The organism is Nonomuraea sp. NPDC050478 (genome assembly GCF_044458265.1).
GTDB classification, from domain to species: domain Bacteria; phylum Actinomycetota; class Actinomycetes; order Streptosporangiales; family Streptosporangiaceae; genus Nonomuraea; species Nonomuraea ferruginea.
The window spans coordinates 533,329-548,741 of the sequence record NZ_JBITHT010000001.1 but is presented as its reverse complement, the minus strand read 5'-3'; the positions used below and the strand labels follow the sequence as shown (position 1 = coordinate 548,741).

Sequence of the window (15,413 nt, the reverse complement as noted above, 5' to 3'; positions counted from 1 at the left end):
GTCACCGGCGCTGGCAGAGCCAGCCGAACCCGCCCAGCCCCGCCGGATCGATCAGCTCGGCCTCCTCGGAGGCCCGGGCGAGCGCCCGGAGATAGCCCGGAGGATCGGTGCGGGCCAGGTCGAGGGAGGGGCGGGCGCCGGTGACGCCCAGCTCGCGCAGCGCGGCACGCTGTGTGGACAAGGCTGTGGATATCGCGCCCGCCCGCCGCCCGGCCTCGGCGCACGCGTCGAGCGCGACGTGCGCGGTGATGTCGCAGGTCCCGTCGGGGATCGGGGATACGACCGCGCCGTCGCGATATCCGGTGAGCGTGCCGCAGCGCGGCCGGTTATCCACAGGGTGTGCATAATCGACGGCGACGGCCCGCCCCTGGTCGAGCCGCGCCAGGACCGCCGCCCAGGCCGCGTCGCGGGTGCGGCCGATCTCGGCTCTCGTGCCGACGCACGACAGCGGCCACCACCGTTTCAGCCACTCCAGATCGGCCGCCGGCGGCTCGCCGCCCAGCCGCTCCTCGCCGGTCTCGGTGTCGACCAGGACCAGCCGCGGCCCGTCTGCGGTCTGCTCGGCGACGTCCAGCGGGACGTTGTCGAGCCACTCGTTCGCGATCACCAGGCCGCGCACCCCGGAGGGGATCCGGGCGGACCACCCGATCTCCTCGGGAAGATCGTCCGGCCGGGGGGACAGGTCGACGGCCGTGACCCGCAGCCTGGCCCGCAGCCCGCGGCCGGCCATGGCGAGCACGTGGCGGACCAGCACGCCTTCGCCCGCGCCGACGTCGACGAGGTCGATCCCGGCGGGGGCGCCGAGTTCGGCGTCGACCTCGCGCAGCAGGGCCAGCACCGCCTCGGCGAACGCCGGTGACGCGACGACCGAGGTGCGGAAGTGGCCGGACGGGCGTTCGCGAAGGTAGAAGCCGCCCTCGCCGTACAGCGCGCGCTGAGTGGCTTCGCGCCAGGTGAGCCACATGTCTGGACTATCTCACGATGGACACGGGGCCCGGACCGGATCCGGGCCCCGCCATGGCCGCCAGTCGGCGGTGGCGGCCATGCGCACCGCCCAAGAGGCCCCTGACACAGTGCGGGCGTCGGGTCGTGATAGGACTCGGCGCCCGCTCCCAGCGGTGAACCCCTCTCCTCATCTCATCCGACAGGGGGTGCACCGGTTCACCTGCCCTTGTCCCTTTTGTCGGTAACGCAACATGCAGCAAAACCCCGGTCATCTCTTCTTGCCGGTGCGCCGGTTACCCTGGTCGGCAGTGCCATCAGGTCGACGGGGGGTGTGACGTCATGGAGGCAGCCGATCGCCCGGCCCGCCTGGCCGTCGGCGTGCTGGGAGCGGGCAAGGTCGGCTCCGCGCTCGGCTCCGCGCTGGCGCAGGCCGGCCATCGCGTCGTCGCCGCGAGCGGCGTCTCCGACGCCTCCCAGCGTTGGGCCGCGGCCAGGCTCGGGGTCGAGCCGGTGCGGCCCGACCAGGTGGTGGCGGCGGCCCAGCTCATCCTGCTCACCGTGCCCGACGACGCGCTGCCCGACCTCGTGGGCGGCCTGGCCGCCACCGGCGCCGACCTGCACGGCAAGATCCTCGTCCACTGCAGCGGCGCGTACGGGCTGTCCGTGCTCGACCCGGCCGCCCGCAAGGGCGCGCTGCCGCTGGCGCTGCACCCGGTGATGACCTTCACCGGCCGCGACGACGACCTCAACCGCATCACCGGCTGCTCCTTCGGCGTCACCGCCCCCGAGCCGCTGCGGCCGATCGCCGAGGCCCTGGTCATCGAGATGGGCGGGGAGCCGGTGTGGATCGCCGACGCCGACCGCCCGCTCTACCACGCGGCCCTGGCCAACGCCTCCAACCACATGGTGACGCTCATCGCCGAGTCGGAGGAGCTGCTCGGCCGCATCGGCGTCGACCACCCGGGCCGGATGCTCGGGCCGCTGCTCGGCGCCGCGCTCGACAACGTGCTCAGGCTCGGCCTGTCGGCCCTGACCGGGCCGGTCGTGCGCGGCGACGCCGGCACCGTGCGCAAGCACGTCGACGCGCTGATCCTGGCCGCCCCCGAGGCGGCCGACGCCTACGTGGCGCTGGCCAGGCTCACGGCCGACCGGGCGCTGGCGGCCGGGCTGCTGAAACCGGAGGAGGCGGAGCGGCTCCTCGACGCGCTGGGTGGCAACATATGGACCTGACCGTGACCCGCGACGGGCATGGATCCGTTCTCGGAGGCAGCGCATGGACCTCATCCTCGCCAGGAACCGCACCGATCTGATCAAGGCCCGCGGTGGCGGCACCCTCGCCCTCGTCCCCACCATGGGAGCCCTGCACGAAGGGCACCGCTCGCTCATCAGGCTGGCCCGCGACCGCGCCGACCAGGTCGTCGTCAGCGTCTTCGTCAACCCGCTGCAGTTCGGGCCCGGGGAGGACTACTCCCGCTACCCGCGGACCTTCGACGCCGACCTGGCGGCGTGCCGCGAGGAGGGCGTGGACGTGGTGTTCGCCCCGGCGGCGGGCGACATGTACCTCCCCGACCGTCAGGTGAGCGTGTGCGCGGGCGAGATGGGGCGGATCGTCGAGGGCGCCTCCAGGCCGGGCCACTTCGACGGCATGCTGACCGTGGTGCTCAAGCTGTTCAACCTGGTGCGGCCGGACGTCGCGGTGTTCGGGCAGAAGGACGCCCAGCAGCTGTCCATGATCCGCCGCATGGTCGCCGATCTGGACGTGCCCGTGGAGGTCGTCGGCGCGCCGACCGTCAGGGAGCCCGACGGCCTGGCCCTGTCGAGCCGCAACCGCTACCTGTCGGCCGGCGAGCGCCGGGTGGCGCTGGCGCTGTCGCGCGCCCTGCGCGCCGGAGCGGGGGAGCCGACCCCGGCCCGGGTCCGCGCCGCGGCCTCGAAGGTGCTCGCCGAGGCCCCGCCGGAGCTGGAGCTCGACTACCTGGTGCTGGTGGATCCGGCCACGTTCACGGAGGTCTCCGACCCGTACGAGGGAGAAGCGGTTCTCGCGGTGGCCGCGAAGGTCGGCGCGACCAGGCTGATCGACAACATGGTGGTGCGGCTGGGCCGGTAGCGGCCCCCGGGGCGCGCGCATACTCGGTCAGGCGTTATCGTCATATTGACGAAATAGCCCCGATTGAGGAGGGCCCATGAGTGCACCGGCGATCCCCCTGCGGCTGGCGGCGCCCGATCCGGGCTGGACCGCCGAGGCCGACCTGGTCGTCGTCGGATCCGGGATCGCCGGGCTCACCGTGGCGCTGCGCCACGCCGAGCTGGCCCCGGCCGAGCGGGTCCTGGTCGTCACCAAGGACGTGCTCTCCTCCGGCTCCACCCGATGGGCGCAGGGCGGCATAGCCGCCGTCCTCGACCCCGGCGACAGCCCGGACGAGCACCTCAACGACACGCTGCTGGCCGGCGTCGGACTGTGCGACACGCGGGCCGTGCGCACGCTGGTCACCGAGGGGCCGGGGGCGCTGCGGCGGCTGATGGACCGCGGCGCCCGCTTCGACCGCACCCCCGACGGCCGGCTCCAGCTCACCCGCGAGGGCGGTCACCGGCGCGACCGCATCGTGCACGCGGGCGGCGACGCCACCGGCGCCGAGGTGCAGCGGGCGTTGGTCGAGGCGGTACGCGCGAGCGGCATCGAGGTGATCGAGCACGCGCTCGTCCTCGATCTGCTGAAGGACGCCGCGGGCCGGGCCACCGGCGTCACCCTGCACGTCATGGGCGAGGGCGCGCGCGACGGCGTGGGCGCGGTGCGGGCCCGCGCGGTCGTGCTCGCCACCGGCGGCATGGGCCAGGTCTACGCGGCCACCACCAACCCGGTCGTGTCCACGGGCGACGGGGTGGCGCTGGCGCTGCGGGCCGGCGCGGTGGTGCGCGACCTGGAGTTCGTCCAGTTCCACCCGACCGTGCTGTGGCTGGGCGAGGACTCGACCGGGCAGCAGCCGCTGATCTCCGAGGCGGTCAGGGGAGAGGGCGCGTTCCTGGTCGACCACGAGGGCGACAGGTTCATGACCGGCGTCCACGAGCTGGCCGACCTGGCGCCGCGTGACGTGGTGGCCAAGGCGATCATGCGGGTGATGCGGGAGACCGGGCGCGACCACGTCTTCCTCGACGGCCGCCACTTCGGGCCGGACAAGTGGCGGACCAGGTTCCCCACCATCGAGGCCGTCTGCCGCGCCCACGGCATCGACCCGGTCACCCAGCTCATCCCGGTCTCCCCGGCCGCCCACTACGCCAGCGGCGGCGTCCGTACGGACCTGTACGGCCGCACGTCCATCGAGGGCCTGTACGCGTGCGGCGAGGTCGCCTGCACCGGCGTGCACGGCGCCAACCGGCTGGCCTCCAACTCGCTGCTCGAAGGGCTGGTGTTCGCCGAGCGGATCGCCGAGGACGTGCACCGCGCCAGGCCCCGGCCGGGCGGGCCGGAGCAGTCCGCCGTCCCGGCCGGGCTGATCGACTCGCGGGCGCGCGGCCGGATCCAGCACCACATGAGCGCCGGCGCCGGGGTGCTGCGTAACCGCGGCTCCCTGACGGCCACGGCCAGGGCGCTGCGCGACGCCCGCTGGACGCCCGTCGAGGTGCCGCCGTGCACCGAGTCGTGGGAGACCACCAACCTGCTCACCGTCGCCACCGTGCTCGCGGGCACGGCCGCGGCGCGGCTGGAGACGCGCGGCTCCCACTGGCGGGAGGACCGCCCCGAGCGCGACGACCACGAGTGGCTCGGCCACCTGGACGTGACCCTGACCGAGGAGGGCCTGCAGATGACCTACACCCCGCACGGCGACGCCATGCCGCCGAGGCTGGCCCGGGAGCTGGCCGACGCCGGGCTCGACCCCGCCGACGCCGACGCCGTGATCGACCGGGCGCTGGCCGAGGACCTGTCGGCGGCCGGCGACGTCACCAGCATCGCCACGATCCCGGCCGGTCAGCTCTCGTCCGGCGACATGGTGGCCCGCGCCGACGGCGTCGTGGCCGGCCTCGCCCTCGCCGAGGCGGTCTTCCTGCGGCTGGGCGCGACCCGTACCGAGAGGAAGACCGAGGACGGCGAGCGCGTCCGCCGCGGCGAGGTGCTGATGACGGTGGAGGGCCCGACCAGGGCCCTGCTGACGGCCGAGCGCACGGCGCTGAACCTGGTCACGCACCTGTCCGGCATCGCCACGCTCACCGGCCGGTGGGCCGAGGCGATCGGCGGCACCCGGGCGCGGGTGCGCGACAGCCGCAAGACGCTGCCGGGGCTGCGGGCGCTGGAGAAGTACGCGGTGCGCTGCGGCGGCGGCGTCAACCACCGGATGTCGCTGTCCGACGCGGCCCTGATCAAGGACAACCACGTGGTGGCCGCAGGAGGGGTGGCGCCGGCGTTCCGCGCGGTGCGCGAACGGTACCCGGACCTGCCGATCGAGGTCGAGGTCGACAGCCTCGCGGAGCTGGAGGAGGCGCTGGCCGAGGGGGCGGACCTGATCTTGCTGGACAACTTCACGGTGGAACAAACCACCCAGGCCGTCCAAATTGTGAAAAATCGCGCCAACAAGGCGGTTGCGCTCGAAGCCAGCGGGGGATTGACCTTGGAATCGGCCCGTGACGTGGCGGAGACTGGCGTGGACTACCTTGCGGTAGGCGCCCTTACCCACTCGGCGCCGGCCCTGGACGTCGCACTGGATCTACGGGGGTAACACATGCTGCTCACGATCGACGTCGGCAACACGCACACGGTGCTCGGGCTCTTCGAGGGCGAGGACGTCATCGAGCACTGGCGGCTGGCCACCGACGCCCGCCGCACCGCCGACGAGATCGCGGTCGTCCTGCAGGGACTGCTCGGTCAGTCACCCCTGCTGAAGGGCGCCGACATCGGCGGCATCGCGATCTGCTCGACCGTGCCCAGCGTGCTCAACGAGATGCGCGAGATGTGCCGCCGCTACTACGGCGACGTCACCGCCGTCGTGGTCGAGCCCGGCGTCCGCACCGGCGTGCCCGTACGGATGGACAACCCCAAGGAGGTCGGCAGCGATCGCATCGTCAACGCGCTGGCCGCCATCGACCAGTACGGCGGCCCGTGCGTCATCGTCGACTTCGGCACCGCCACCTCGTTCGACGCGGTGTCGGCCAAGGGCGAGTACATCGGCGCCGTCACCGCTCCCGGCATCGAGATCTCCGTCGACGCCCTGGCCGCCGCCGGCGCCCAGCTCCACAAGGTGGAGCTGATCAGGCCCCGCTCCGTCATCGCCAAGAACACCGTCGAAGCGCTTCAGGCGGGCATCATCTACGGCTTCGCCGGCCAGGTCGACGGCATCGTCGAACGGATGGCCGCCGAGCTGGCCGACGACCCCGACGACGTGACCGTGGTCGCCACCGGCAGCCACGCCGGCCTGGTCGTCGGCGAGTCGCGCTCCATCGACGTGCACGAGCCGTGGCTCACGCTGATCGGCCTGCGGCTCATCTACCACCGCAACACCGGCTGACACATGAGCAAGCGGCCCCCCGCTCGGGTAGGGGGCCGCTTGCGGCTGGAGGAAACTCACTCGGACTCGGCGGCGTACAGGTACTCCCACTGGCCGCACTTGCTCACCCACTGCTGGTGCGGGTGGATCTGGCAGACCTTCACCCGCACCGCCGCGACGTCGTCCACGTCGAACCGGAGCTTCTTGGAGCCCGGGTAGCCGCAGAACTTCCTGGCGTGGACCGCGTCCCACTCGTGGTCGAAGCCGGCCGCCTGGAACCTCACGTAGGCGCACTTGCCGCCCTGCCCGTAGGTGCGCTGGTCGAGGTCGTGGAGCCGGCCGCGGAGGTGGACCGTGTTGGACGTCTGGTGCTCGTCCCACTCCACGCCGATCCAGCCCTGGGCCTTGGCGAGGTGGTGCTTGGCGTAGACCGGGCCCCAGGAGTGCCCGTCGGCGGTGGTGGCGCTCGCGGCGGCGGGCATCGACAGGGCGACGGCCCCGGTGGCGGCGACGGCGAGCAGGCCGGTGGCGATCTTCCTGAACATGGTCTCTCCCCGAGCCCTCCCCTGGACCGGCCCGCTGCCGGATCCCCCTTCGAGCCCGTGACACATGGGTAACCGAGCGTGCTTGCAGGCCCCCTGCAGGGGACCGACGAGACCTTGCACGTGGCCGTATCCCCTACCCTTTGGTGATGTGAGCGACGAACTTCCCGAGCAGATGCGCATCCGGAGGGAGAAGCTCGACCGCCTTCGCGCCGAAGGCGTCGACCCTTACCCGGTGAGTTTCCCCCGCACGACCACCAACGCGGAGGTCAGGGCGAAATACCAGGGCCTGGAGCCCGACACCGCCACCGGCGACCGGGTCGGCGTGGCCGGGCGCGTCATGCTCAACCGCGTCGGCGGCAAGCTCTGCTTCGCCACCCTGCGCGACGGCAGCGGCGACCTCCAGGTCATGATCTCGCTCGACAAGGTGGGGGAGGAGTCGCTCGCGTCCTGGAAGCACGACGTCGACCTGGGCGACCACGTCGGCGTCGAGGGCGAGGTGATCACCTCGCGGCGCGGCGAGCTGTCCATCCTCGCCGACCGCTGGCAGATCACGTCCAAGTGCCTGCGCCCGCTGCCCGAGAAGCACCTCGGCCTGACCGACCCCGAGGCCAGGGTCCGCCAGCGTTACGTCGACCTCATCGTCAACGACGAGGCGCGCAAGATGGCCCGCGTCCGCAGCGCCACCGTGCGCGCGGTGCGCGACTTCTGGCACGAGGAGGGCTACCTCGAGGTCGAGACGCCGATGCTGCAGCCGATCCACGGCGGCGCGGCGGCCCGGCCCTTCGCGACCCACATCAACGCCTACGACATGGAGCTCTACCTCCGCATCGCGATCGAGCTCTACCTCAAGCGGCTCGTGGTGGGCGGCGTCGAGAAGGTCTTCGAGGTCAACCGCAACTTCCGCAACGAAGGCGCCGACTCCACCCACAACCCCGAGTTCACCATGGTCGAGGCCTACGGCACCTACCTCGACTACCACGACATGGCCGACCTCACCCAGCGCATGTACCAGAAGGCCGTGGTCGCCGCGCTCGACACCACCGTGGTCGTCCACGACGGCGTCGAGGTCGACCTCGGGCTGCCCGAGTGGCCGCGGGCCAAGCTCTACGACCTGGTGTCCGCCGCGGTGGGCGAGGAGGTCACCACCGAGACCCCGCTGGAGCGCGTCCGCGGCCTGGCCGACAAGCACGACGTGCACTGGGACCCGAAGTGGGGCCAGGGCAAGCTGGTCCAGGAGCTGTTCGAGGAGCTGGTCGAACACACCCTCGTCCAGCCCACGTTCGTCATGGACTATCCGCTGGAGACGTCCCCGCTGGCCCGCGTCCACCGCGACAACCCGCTGCTGACCGAGAAGTGGGACCTCATCGGGTTCGGCACCGAGCTCGGCACCGCCTACTCCGAGCTCATCGACCCGATCGACCAGCGCCGCCGCCTGGAGGAGCAGTCCCTGCTCGCCGCCGGCGGCGACCTGGAGGCCATGCAGCTCGACGAGGACTTCCTGCAGGCCCTGGAGTACGGCATGCCCCCGACGGGCGGCATGGGCGCCGGCATCGACCGGATGATCATGGCCTTCACGGGCCGCAACATCCGCGAGACCATCCTCTTCCCCCTGGTCAAGCCCACCCGCTGACCGCGCCGAGCCAGCCCGCCCGCGCTACAAGCGCGGGCGGTTGAGCCTGACGGGCAGCCGGGCCAGGCCGCGCAGCACCAGGTTCTCCTTGTACGGCGGATCCGCGTCGGCCAGCTCCAGCCCCGGCGCGGCCCCGGCCAGCGCGGCCAGCGCCACCTCCCCTTCCAGCCGGGCCAGCGGCGCACCCAGGCAGAAGTGCACCCCCAGACCGAACGCCAGATGCCTGCCGGGCGCCCGCCCCACGTCGAACCGGTCCGGGTCGGGGAAGGCCGCGGGGTCGCGGTTGGCCGCGCCGACCAGCGCCAGCGTCGACGTGCCCGCCGGCACCCGGACGCCGCCCAGCTCGGCGTCCTCCAGCGCGACGCGGGCCGTGAGCTGGACCGGCGGGTCATACCTGAGCACCTCCTCCACGACCTCCCTGGGCCGCTCGGCCGCCCGCCCCAGCACGCCGTGCCTGACCAGGTTGAGCACGCCGTTGGCGATGAGGTTGACGGTCGTCTCGTGACCGGCCACCAGCAGCAGCACGCACGTGGCCAGCAGCTCGCGCTCGGTCAGCTCCTCGACCTGGACGAGCGCGCTGAGCAGGTCGTCGGCCGGCCGCTCCCGCCGCAGCGCGATGAGACCCTGGAAGTAGTCGTGGAACTCGCGCCGGTGGCGTTGTGAGCGCTCGGTCAGCTCGTCGGTGACGATCGGGTCGAGGCTGCGCGCCAGGGTCTCGCTCCAGCCGCGGAAGCGCTCGTGGTCCTCCGCCGGCACGCCCAGCATCTCGCTGATCACCATGACGGGCAGCGGGTAGGCGAAGTCGCGGACCAGGTCGGCCTCGTCGGGCAGCGCGGCGATCAGGTCCGCGGTGATCGTCTCGATGCGCGGACGCAGCCGCCGCACCATGCCGGGCGTGAAGGCCTTGCTGACGAGTCCGCGCATCCGGGTGTGGTCCGGCGGGTCCATCATGAGGAACGAACGGACCGGTTCGTCCGGCCCGGCGGGCGCGGGGGCGGGGCCGTGACCGAAACGAGGGTCGCGCAACAGGGCCGAGCAGAGCTCGTGGGAGGTGGCGACGAGCAGCCCGCCGCGCGTCCGGAAGAGCGGCCCGCTCTCGCGCAGCTTCCGGTATCGGGAATACGGCTCGCGCAGGAACGCATAATCGTACGGATCGAAACCCAGCATGTCGCTGGGGCTCAGCGTGGACGGCGGCGCGCTGTCAGAGTCCTTGTGATCGATCATTGCGCTTGGAAATGTGCCGACATACGCCGAGTACTTCACGTAGGACGGATCATGTCAATGGCTATGGTCAAGTAGGGCAGATCTTACGCTTGACGGCCTTTGCCGGATGCGTTTACGTAGTCGGGGCGAGCAGCCTTTCGCTCGTGCCAGGACGTCACCGAGTAGTGCTGTTGGGGGGGAGGGCTCCCGATGGATGTGCTCAGTGAAAATGTTGAACTGAGCCATGCAGATCTGGCGTTGCTGGCGGAGCTGGCCAAGGGCGTCACAGTAGACCGAGTGGGGAGGCGCCTTGATTGCAGCGGCCGCACGGTGCGCCGAAGACTGAGGGGCATCTGCGACCGGATCGGGGTGGCCACGGCCATCGAAGCCGTGGCCTGGGCCGCGCGCCGCCAGCTGATCTAGCCGTCAGTCGGCGATGCGCACCGCTCCGGCGTAGGGGCGCCGGTCGAGTGAGGCGATGCGCACGACGTCGCCCGTGCGCGGCGCGTGCACCATCATGCCGCCGCCGAGGTAGATGCCCACGTGGTGCAGGTCGCTGTAGAAGAAGACCAGGTCGCCGGGGCGCAGCTCCTCGCGCGCGATGTGCCTGCCCGCGGTCCACTGGTCGCCGGTGTAGTGCGGCAGCGAGATGCCGACGCGCTGGTAGGCGGCCATGACCAGCCCCGAGCAGTCGTAGCCGTTGGGGCCTTCCGCGCCCCAGACGTACGGCTTGAGCTGCTGGGTGAGGGCCCAGCGGGCGGCCTGGGCCGCCTTGCCGTCGCCGGGGATGGGCAGGGTCACCTTGACGGCCCTGGTGCCGGGGCGGCCGGCCTCGCCGAGCGCGCGCTGGAACAGCCGGCTCTCGACCTTGGTGACGAGCGTGGAGATCCGGTCGCGCTTGGCGCCGAGGTCCTTGACGATCTTGTTGACCTCGTCGATGCGGGTCTGGGCGCCGGTCCTGGCCCGCTCGGCCGCGTCCATCGCCTTGGTCAGCTTGAGGACCTCCTCGCTCTGCTGCTGTCGCAGGGCGTAGGTGGTGGCCGCGCGGTCGAGGTAGCTCTCGGGGTCGCCGCCGGTGGTGAAGGCGAGCACCCGGCTGAGGCCGCCCGACATGTATTCGGCCTCGACCAGCTGCGACGCCCTGGTCTTCTTCGTGGCCAGGTCGGCCTCGCTGGCGGCGAGCCTCTTCTTGGCGTTCTCCACGGCCTTCTTGGCCGTCTTGAGCTTCTCGCGCTGCCCGTTGTACTGCTCGGTGAGGGTCTCGATCTCCAGGTGCATCTCCTCGACCTGCTCGGAGAGCTCCTTGAGCGAGGGCTTGGGGTCGGCGGCGACGGTGCCCGCGGGAGCGGCGACGAGCAGCGCGGCGAGGGTGGCGCCCACGATGCCCAGCCTGCGGCCGTAGCCGGCCCGTTCCGGAGGGCGGGCGCGCTCGCCCGCGGAACTCCCCCTGCGGTCGCGCGTGCGCTTCACCAATCGAGCTCCTTCCGTAGCGCGCCGACCGGGTTAGCTGACGGGTTCGGGCTCGGACCGGCCCTACCGAGCGAGGTGCTCGGACTCACCCCTGGCGGCGCCGCTCGAACGCCGCCGGCGGGTCCCCGGCTCCCCTTGCGGGGATTGGGCGCGTCTCCGCGCCACATGCACGGGGACATCGACGCTGGACACTAATGCACCGAGGGTTCCTGCTCAACCGGAACTACAGACTCTGTAGAGATTTCACAACCGGGGGGTCACAAGGTGGTCTCGTAAAGCACGGTACGGCAAAGACTTCATGTCCTCTTTGTGCCTGCTTGGACCAGGCATGGAACGGTAGGAAACCTCCAACGCCACAGGTGCTCGTACAGCCACGAGACGTTACAAGATGGGCGCAAGTCCGGGGTTAGGGGTGAGCCGTAATCACAAACTGTAGGCTGGAGGGTCATGGAGCAGGTCGCCGAACGTCCCCTTCCCGACACGCAGGTCCTGGTCCGGCGTGCCCGGACGCCGGACGTCAAGGCCATCAAATTCCTGGTCGACACCTATGGAGGCCCCGGCCCCCGGCTGCTGGAGAAGGCCACGGTCACCCTGTACGAGGACGTGCAGGAGTTCTGGGTCGCCGAGCGCGACGGCAAGGTCGTCGGCTGCGGGGCGCTGCACGTCCTCTGGGAGGACCTGGCGGAGATCCGCACCGTGGCGGTCCACCCGGAGGCGCGCGGGCTGGCCATCGGCCACCGCATCGTCACGGCCCTCATCGACACGGCCAAAGAACTCGGCCTGCAGCGTGTTTTCTGCCTCACATTCGAGGTCGACTTCTTCGCGAGACACGGATTCCGGGTGATCAAAGGCACCCCGGTCTCGCCCGAGGTCTACGCCGAACTCCTGGCCTCGTACGACGAGGGCGTGGCCGAGTTCCTGGACCTGGAACACGTCAAGCCCAACACCCTGGGGAACACACGGATGTTGCTCCACCTGACCTCGGGTGATGCGGATCTTGACTGACAGAAAAGGTGATTGTTGATACCCATGTCGATACGTTGTCCAGGACAGGCATGTGCCCTGACACGTGCCACATGCGCACGCGAAGCGAGGTGACACGGTGAGCACCGGACAGCCGCCGTATCCGCAGGATGAATCCAGCGAGAATCATCCGGGATACGGGCACAACCCGGGACACCCCCATGGGGAGGATCCCGACGCGACGGTCGTGGGCTACAGGGCCGACGACCCCTACGGCCAGGGCCAGTACGGCCAGCAGCCCCCGTACGGGCAGCAGCAGCAGTACGGTCAGCCGGGTCAGCAGGGCTACGGCCAGCAGGGCGCGTCCCAGCCGGGCTACGGCCAGCCCCAGTACGGCCAGCAGCCCGACTACGGCCAGCAGGGTTACGGTCAGCAGCCTCAGTACGGTCAGCAGGCTCCCTCGCAACCCGACTACGGCCAGCCCCAGTACGGCCAGCAGGCCCCTTCCCAGCCTGACTACGGCCAGCAGCCCCAGTACGGCCAGCAGGCTCCCTCGCAACCCGACTACGGTCAGCAGCCCCAGTACGGTCAGCAGCAGTACGGCCAGCCCGGCTACGGCCAGCAGCCCTCCTCGGGTCAGCAGGGCTACGGCCAGCAGCCCTCCTCGGGTCAGCAGGCTTACGGTCAGCAGGGCTACGGTCAGCAGGCCCCCTCCCAGCCCGGTTACGGCCAGCAGCCCGATTCCCAGTCCGGCTACGGTCAGCAGGCCTACGGCCAGCAGGGTTACGGTCAGCAGCCGCAGTCAGGGCAGCAGTACGGCCAGCCCGGCTACGGTCAGCAGGCGCAGTATGGCCAGCAGCAGTACGGCCAGCCCGGCTACGGTCAGCAGCCCCAGTACGGCCAGCAGTACGGTCAGCCCGCCTACGGGCAGCCGGGCTACGGCCAGCCGGTCGGCGTGCAGCCTCCGGGTGCCCCCGCGCCGCTGGCGGAGTGGTGGCAGCGGCTGGTGGCCCGTCTCATCGACGGCTGCATCTTCGGCGTCGTCTATTTCCTCATCTCCCTGGTGCTGGGCATCTTCTTCGTGGCCAGCTACAACTCGGTGACGGGTGTCACGACGGGCTTCTTCAGCTCGTTCCTGATCGGTCTCATCCAGTGGATCCTGCTGGTCGGCCTCTACGTCGCCTACGACTACTTCATGACCAAGATGAACGGTCAGACGGTCGGCAAGATGGTGATGGGGATCAAGGTCGTCCCCGTGGGCGGCGCCATGCCGCCCGGCGGCCTGCCGGGCAACATGGCCCTGAAGCGGGCCGGCGGCACGTGGGGCGGCTATGCGCTCGGGATCCTCCCGCTCGTCGGTGCCTTCCTCGGCGCGATCGCGGTCATGCTCAACGCCGCCTCGCAGCTGTGGGACAAGCCTCTGCAGCAGACGTTCGCCGACAAGTTCGCCGGCACCGTCGTGGTGAAGATCAAGTAGCCTGTACGGCTCGGAAAACAGGGATCGGTGATCCACCGGTCCCTGTTTTCGCGTGTGTGCTCCGTACCAGAATGGGAACGGTCGGGACACCGATGGGGCGAGGTGAGGGTTATGGCCACGACGCCGCGGGCCGATCCGGTGCCCGCGGAATGGTGGGAACGGCTGGCCGCCCGGCTCATTGAAGCGCTCGTCTTCGGGGTGTTCTATTACATTCTGTTCATCGCGCTGTGGGGCATCTTCCGGACTGTCGGGGTGCTGGAGCTCTTCGGGGGCCGTTTGCCGGGCGTGTTCGCATGGGTGTTGGCCGGGCTGGGTTATACGGTCTACGACTGGGTCACGCTTTCACGAGGCGGGCGCACGTTCGGCAAGGCGATCATGCGCATTCGGGTGGAACCGGCCCGGCTGGGGGCGCGTGACCGGTTGAAACGGGTCCTCGGCTATCCGGCCCCGGCCATCGTGATGGGCATTCCGGTGCTCAATCTGCTGGCCGGAATGTACGTGTTCGCGGTGGGCCTGCTCATCCTGATCGACAAGCCGCTGCAGCGTGGGCCCCATGACAAGCTGGCCGGAACCCTCGTCGTTAAAGATCATTCCTGAGCTGGGAAGCCTGGGCGCCGCTTTTCAGGAAACTTGGGGTAGATCCGGTAAGGCACCTGGAGAGACTGGCATTAGGCTATGAGGCGTCCGGGTTGCCGGATGTTGATGCCCCTGCCAGGCTATGGGCATCTGTGTGCCGCTATGGTCTGCGGTGCGAAGGTCGTCGACAGGGCGACACCCGGGGCGGTCAAGCCCGCGCCCGCCGCACCGCCCGTGCATAAAAGGCCAGGAAACCCCCCGTCCGCTGTGGAGGCGAGGACGAATGGAAGTTGTGACAGAGGTTTTGTCGGCGCTCATCCCGCCGCTCGTCGTGGGGGGCGCCTTCATCTTTGGGGTGGTGAAGTTGGTGCGCGCCGAGGGCCCTGGGAGGCGGCCAAACCGGCAGGATCAGGCCGAGAAGAGCAACTGATCAGCGACTCAGCGGAATCGTCGCTGAGCTGAATTGTCTTAACGTCTTTCCGGGTATATGTTTGGTCGAGCGAATGAAACAATGCTCCGGAAAGGATTGCGTAGATGGCCAAGCAGATCCAGGAGATTCTCATCGATGACCTCGATGGGGGCGAGGCCAATGAGACGGTCAGCTTCGCTATTGACGGCGCTTCCTATGAGATTGACCTCAGCGACGTTAACGCCAAGAAGCTGAGGGACGCTCTCACGCCTTTCGTGCAGCACGCTCGCAGGGCAGGGGCGGTCACCACGCGCCGTCGAGGCCGCGGCGGTCAGCGGGCGATGAGCCGCGAGAAGAGCGCCGAGATCAGGCAGTGGGCCAAGGCCCACGGTCTGCCCGTCAGTGAGCGAGGCCGGATCGCCTCCACCGTCGTCGAGAAGTACGAGGCGGCCCACTAAGGGAGCCGTCGGCTGACCATGCGCTTATGCCGCTCGCCTAAGGACCCCGGCGGTCGCCATAAGCGCATGATCGTTCAGGGCGAATCTCAGATCGTGGACACTTTCCGTTCTGTCGATCTTCGATTCGCCCGAAACATGGGCATTTGGGTCTTCGCATCGAACCGCCGGGCGCGTGTTTTGGCGGTTTTGTCGGGGATGACGGGGCTCCAGCGCTTTCGGGCGATCTGGGGCCCCATCTCTGTTGTACGGCTTCTCTGAAGGGG

14 protein-coding genes and 1 riboswitch are annotated in these 15,413 nt (G+C 70.3%); of the genes, 10 read left to right on the top strand and 4 right to left on the bottom strand.

Annotated features, from left to right (window positions below; genetic code table 11):
* Position 1: 1 nt before the first annotated feature.
* A complete protein-coding gene (locus ACIBF7_RS02590) occupies positions 2-964 on the bottom strand; it encodes an SAM-dependent methyltransferase (RefSeq protein ID WP_271275955.1) in 963 nt (320 codons plus the stop codon).
* Positions 965-1,284: 320 nt separating this feature from the next.
* Between ACIBF7_RS02590 and ACIBF7_RS02585 the strand changes: the two genes are divergently transcribed.
* From ACIBF7_RS02585 to ACIBF7_RS02570, 4 genes are all read left to right on the top strand, one after another.
* Positions 1,285-2,175, top strand: coding sequence for a Rossmann-like and DUF2520 domain-containing protein (locus ACIBF7_RS02585; protein ID WP_148035617.1), 891 nt, complete (start codon positions 1,285-1,287; stop codon positions 2,173-2,175).
* Positions 2,176-2,218: 43 nt separating this feature from the next.
* Positions 2,219-3,052, top strand: coding sequence for a pantoate--beta-alanine ligase (gene panC, locus ACIBF7_RS02580; RefSeq protein ID WP_271275956.1), 834 nt, complete (start codon positions 2,219-2,221; stop codon positions 3,050-3,052).
* Positions 3,053-3,128: 76 nt separating this feature from the next.
* Entirely contained in the window at positions 3,129-5,654 is a 2,526-nt protein-coding gene (locus tag ACIBF7_RS02575; protein ID WP_397196196.1) for an L-aspartate oxidase, read from the top strand.
* A gap of 3 nt (positions 5,655-5,657) precedes the next feature.
* Positions 5,658-6,440, top strand: coding sequence for a type III pantothenate kinase (locus tag ACIBF7_RS02570; protein ID WP_271275958.1), 783 nt, complete (start codon positions 5,658-5,660; stop codon positions 6,438-6,440).
* Between the two features lie 56 nt (positions 6,441-6,496).
* Here the strand turns inward: ACIBF7_RS02570 and ACIBF7_RS02565 are convergent, their stop codons facing one another.
* Positions 6,497-6,964 carry a hypothetical protein gene (locus tag ACIBF7_RS02565; RefSeq protein ID WP_271275959.1) on the bottom strand — a complete coding sequence of 156 codons (468 nt, stop codon included), beginning with the start codon at positions 6,962-6,964 and terminating at the stop codon, positions 6,497-6,499.
* A gap of 172 nt (positions 6,965-7,136) precedes the next feature.
* Between ACIBF7_RS02565 and lysX the strand changes: the two genes are divergently transcribed.
* The gene (gene lysX, locus ACIBF7_RS02560; RefSeq protein ID WP_148037153.1) at positions 7,137-8,594 is read left to right on the top strand and encodes a bifunctional lysylphosphatidylglycerol synthetase/lysine--tRNA ligase LysX; all 1,458 of its coding nucleotides are present in this window, start codon (positions 7,137-7,139) and stop codon (positions 8,592-8,594) included.
* 24 nt (positions 8,595-8,618) lie between these two features.
* On the opposite strand, the gene ACIBF7_RS02555 is transcribed toward lysX, so the two are convergent.
* Complete coding sequence (locus ACIBF7_RS02555; RefSeq protein ID WP_397196195.1) at positions 8,619-9,818, bottom strand: cytochrome P450; 1,200 nt, start codon at positions 9,816-9,818, stop codon at positions 8,619-8,621.
* A 189-nt stretch (positions 9,819-10,007) separates the two neighbouring features.
* Here ACIBF7_RS02555 and ACIBF7_RS02550 point away from each other — a divergent pair, with 189 nt between their 5' ends.
* Positions 10,008-10,220, top strand: a complete 213-nt coding sequence (locus ACIBF7_RS02550) for a LuxR C-terminal-related transcriptional regulator (protein ID WP_148035612.1) — start codon at positions 10,008-10,010, stop codon at positions 10,218-10,220.
* A gap of 3 nt (positions 10,221-10,223) precedes the next feature.
* On the opposite strand, the gene ACIBF7_RS02545 is transcribed toward ACIBF7_RS02550, so the two are convergent.
* Entirely contained in the window at positions 10,224-11,267 is a 1,044-nt protein-coding gene (locus ACIBF7_RS02545) for an NlpC/P60 family protein (RefSeq protein WP_397196194.1), read from the bottom strand.
* A gap of 6 nt (positions 11,268-11,273) precedes the next feature.
* Positions 11,274-11,428: riboswitch (cyclic di-AMP (ydaO/yuaA leader) on the bottom strand.
* Positions 11,429-11,714: 286 nt separating this feature from the next.
* Here ACIBF7_RS02545 and ACIBF7_RS02540 point away from each other — a divergent pair.
* The 4 genes from ACIBF7_RS02540 (at position 11,715) to ACIBF7_RS02525 (ending at position 15,150) form a co-directional block, all read left to right on the top strand.
* Complete coding sequence (locus ACIBF7_RS02540) at positions 11,715-12,272, top strand: amino-acid N-acetyltransferase (protein ID WP_148035610.1); 558 nt, start codon at positions 11,715-11,717, stop codon at positions 12,270-12,272.
* Positions 12,273-12,369: 97 nt separating this feature from the next.
* The gene (locus ACIBF7_RS02535) at positions 12,370-13,707 is read left to right on the top strand and encodes an RDD family protein (protein ID WP_271275963.1); all 1,338 of its coding nucleotides are present in this window, start codon (positions 12,370-12,372) and stop codon (positions 13,705-13,707) included.
* Between the two features lie 111 nt (positions 13,708-13,818).
* Positions 13,819-14,304, top strand: coding sequence for an RDD family protein (locus ACIBF7_RS02530; protein ID WP_148035609.1), 486 nt, complete (start codon positions 13,819-13,821; stop codon positions 14,302-14,304).
* 513 nt (positions 14,305-14,817) lie between these two features.
* Positions 14,818-15,150: an Lsr2 family protein gene (locus ACIBF7_RS02525; protein ID WP_148035608.1), complete on the top strand. Its 333-nt coding sequence runs from the start codon at positions 14,818-14,820 to the stop codon at positions 15,148-15,150.
* Positions 15,151-15,413: the final 263 nt, after the last annotated feature.

Excerpts from the sequence above, each read along its gene's own strand:
- lysX (WP_148037153.1), top strand. The coding sequence starts at position 7,137 with ATGCGCATCCGGAGGGAGAAGCTCGACCGCCTTCGCGCCGAAGGCGTC.
- ACIBF7_RS02565 (WP_271275959.1), bottom strand. The coding sequence starts at position 6,964 with ATGTTCAGGAAGATCGCCACCGGCCTGCTCGCCGTCGCCGCCACCGGG.
- ACIBF7_RS02575 (WP_397196196.1), top strand. The coding sequence starts at position 3,129 with ATGAGTGCACCGGCGATCCCCCTGCGGCTGGCGGCGCCCGATCCGGGC.
- ACIBF7_RS02540 (WP_148035610.1), top strand. The coding sequence starts at position 11,715 with ATGGAGCAGGTCGCCGAACGTCCCCTTCCCGACACGCAGGTCCTGGTC.
- ACIBF7_RS02590 (WP_271275955.1), bottom strand. The coding sequence starts at position 964 with ATGTGGCTCACCTGGCGCGAAGCCACTCAGCGCGCGCTGTACGGCGAG.
- ACIBF7_RS02530 (WP_148035609.1), top strand. The coding sequence starts at position 13,819 with ATGGCCACGACGCCGCGGGCCGATCCGGTGCCCGCGGAATGGTGGGAA.
- ACIBF7_RS02570 (WP_271275958.1), top strand. The coding sequence starts at position 5,658 with ATGCTGCTCACGATCGACGTCGGCAACACGCACACGGTGCTCGGGCTC.
- panC (WP_271275956.1), top strand. The coding sequence starts at position 2,219 with ATGGACCTCATCCTCGCCAGGAACCGCACCGATCTGATCAAGGCCCGC.
- ACIBF7_RS02585 (WP_148035617.1), top strand. The coding sequence starts at position 1,285 with ATGGAGGCAGCCGATCGCCCGGCCCGCCTGGCCGTCGGCGTGCTGGGA.
- ACIBF7_RS02550 (WP_148035612.1), top strand. The coding sequence starts at position 10,008 with ATGGATGTGCTCAGTGAAAATGTTGAACTGAGCCATGCAGATCTGGCG.
- ACIBF7_RS02555 (WP_397196195.1), bottom strand. The coding sequence starts at position 9,818 with ATGATCGATCACAAGGACTCTGACAGCGCGCCGCCGTCCACGCTGAGC.
- ACIBF7_RS02525 (WP_148035608.1), top strand. The coding sequence starts at position 14,818 with ATGGCCAAGCAGATCCAGGAGATTCTCATCGATGACCTCGATGGGGGC.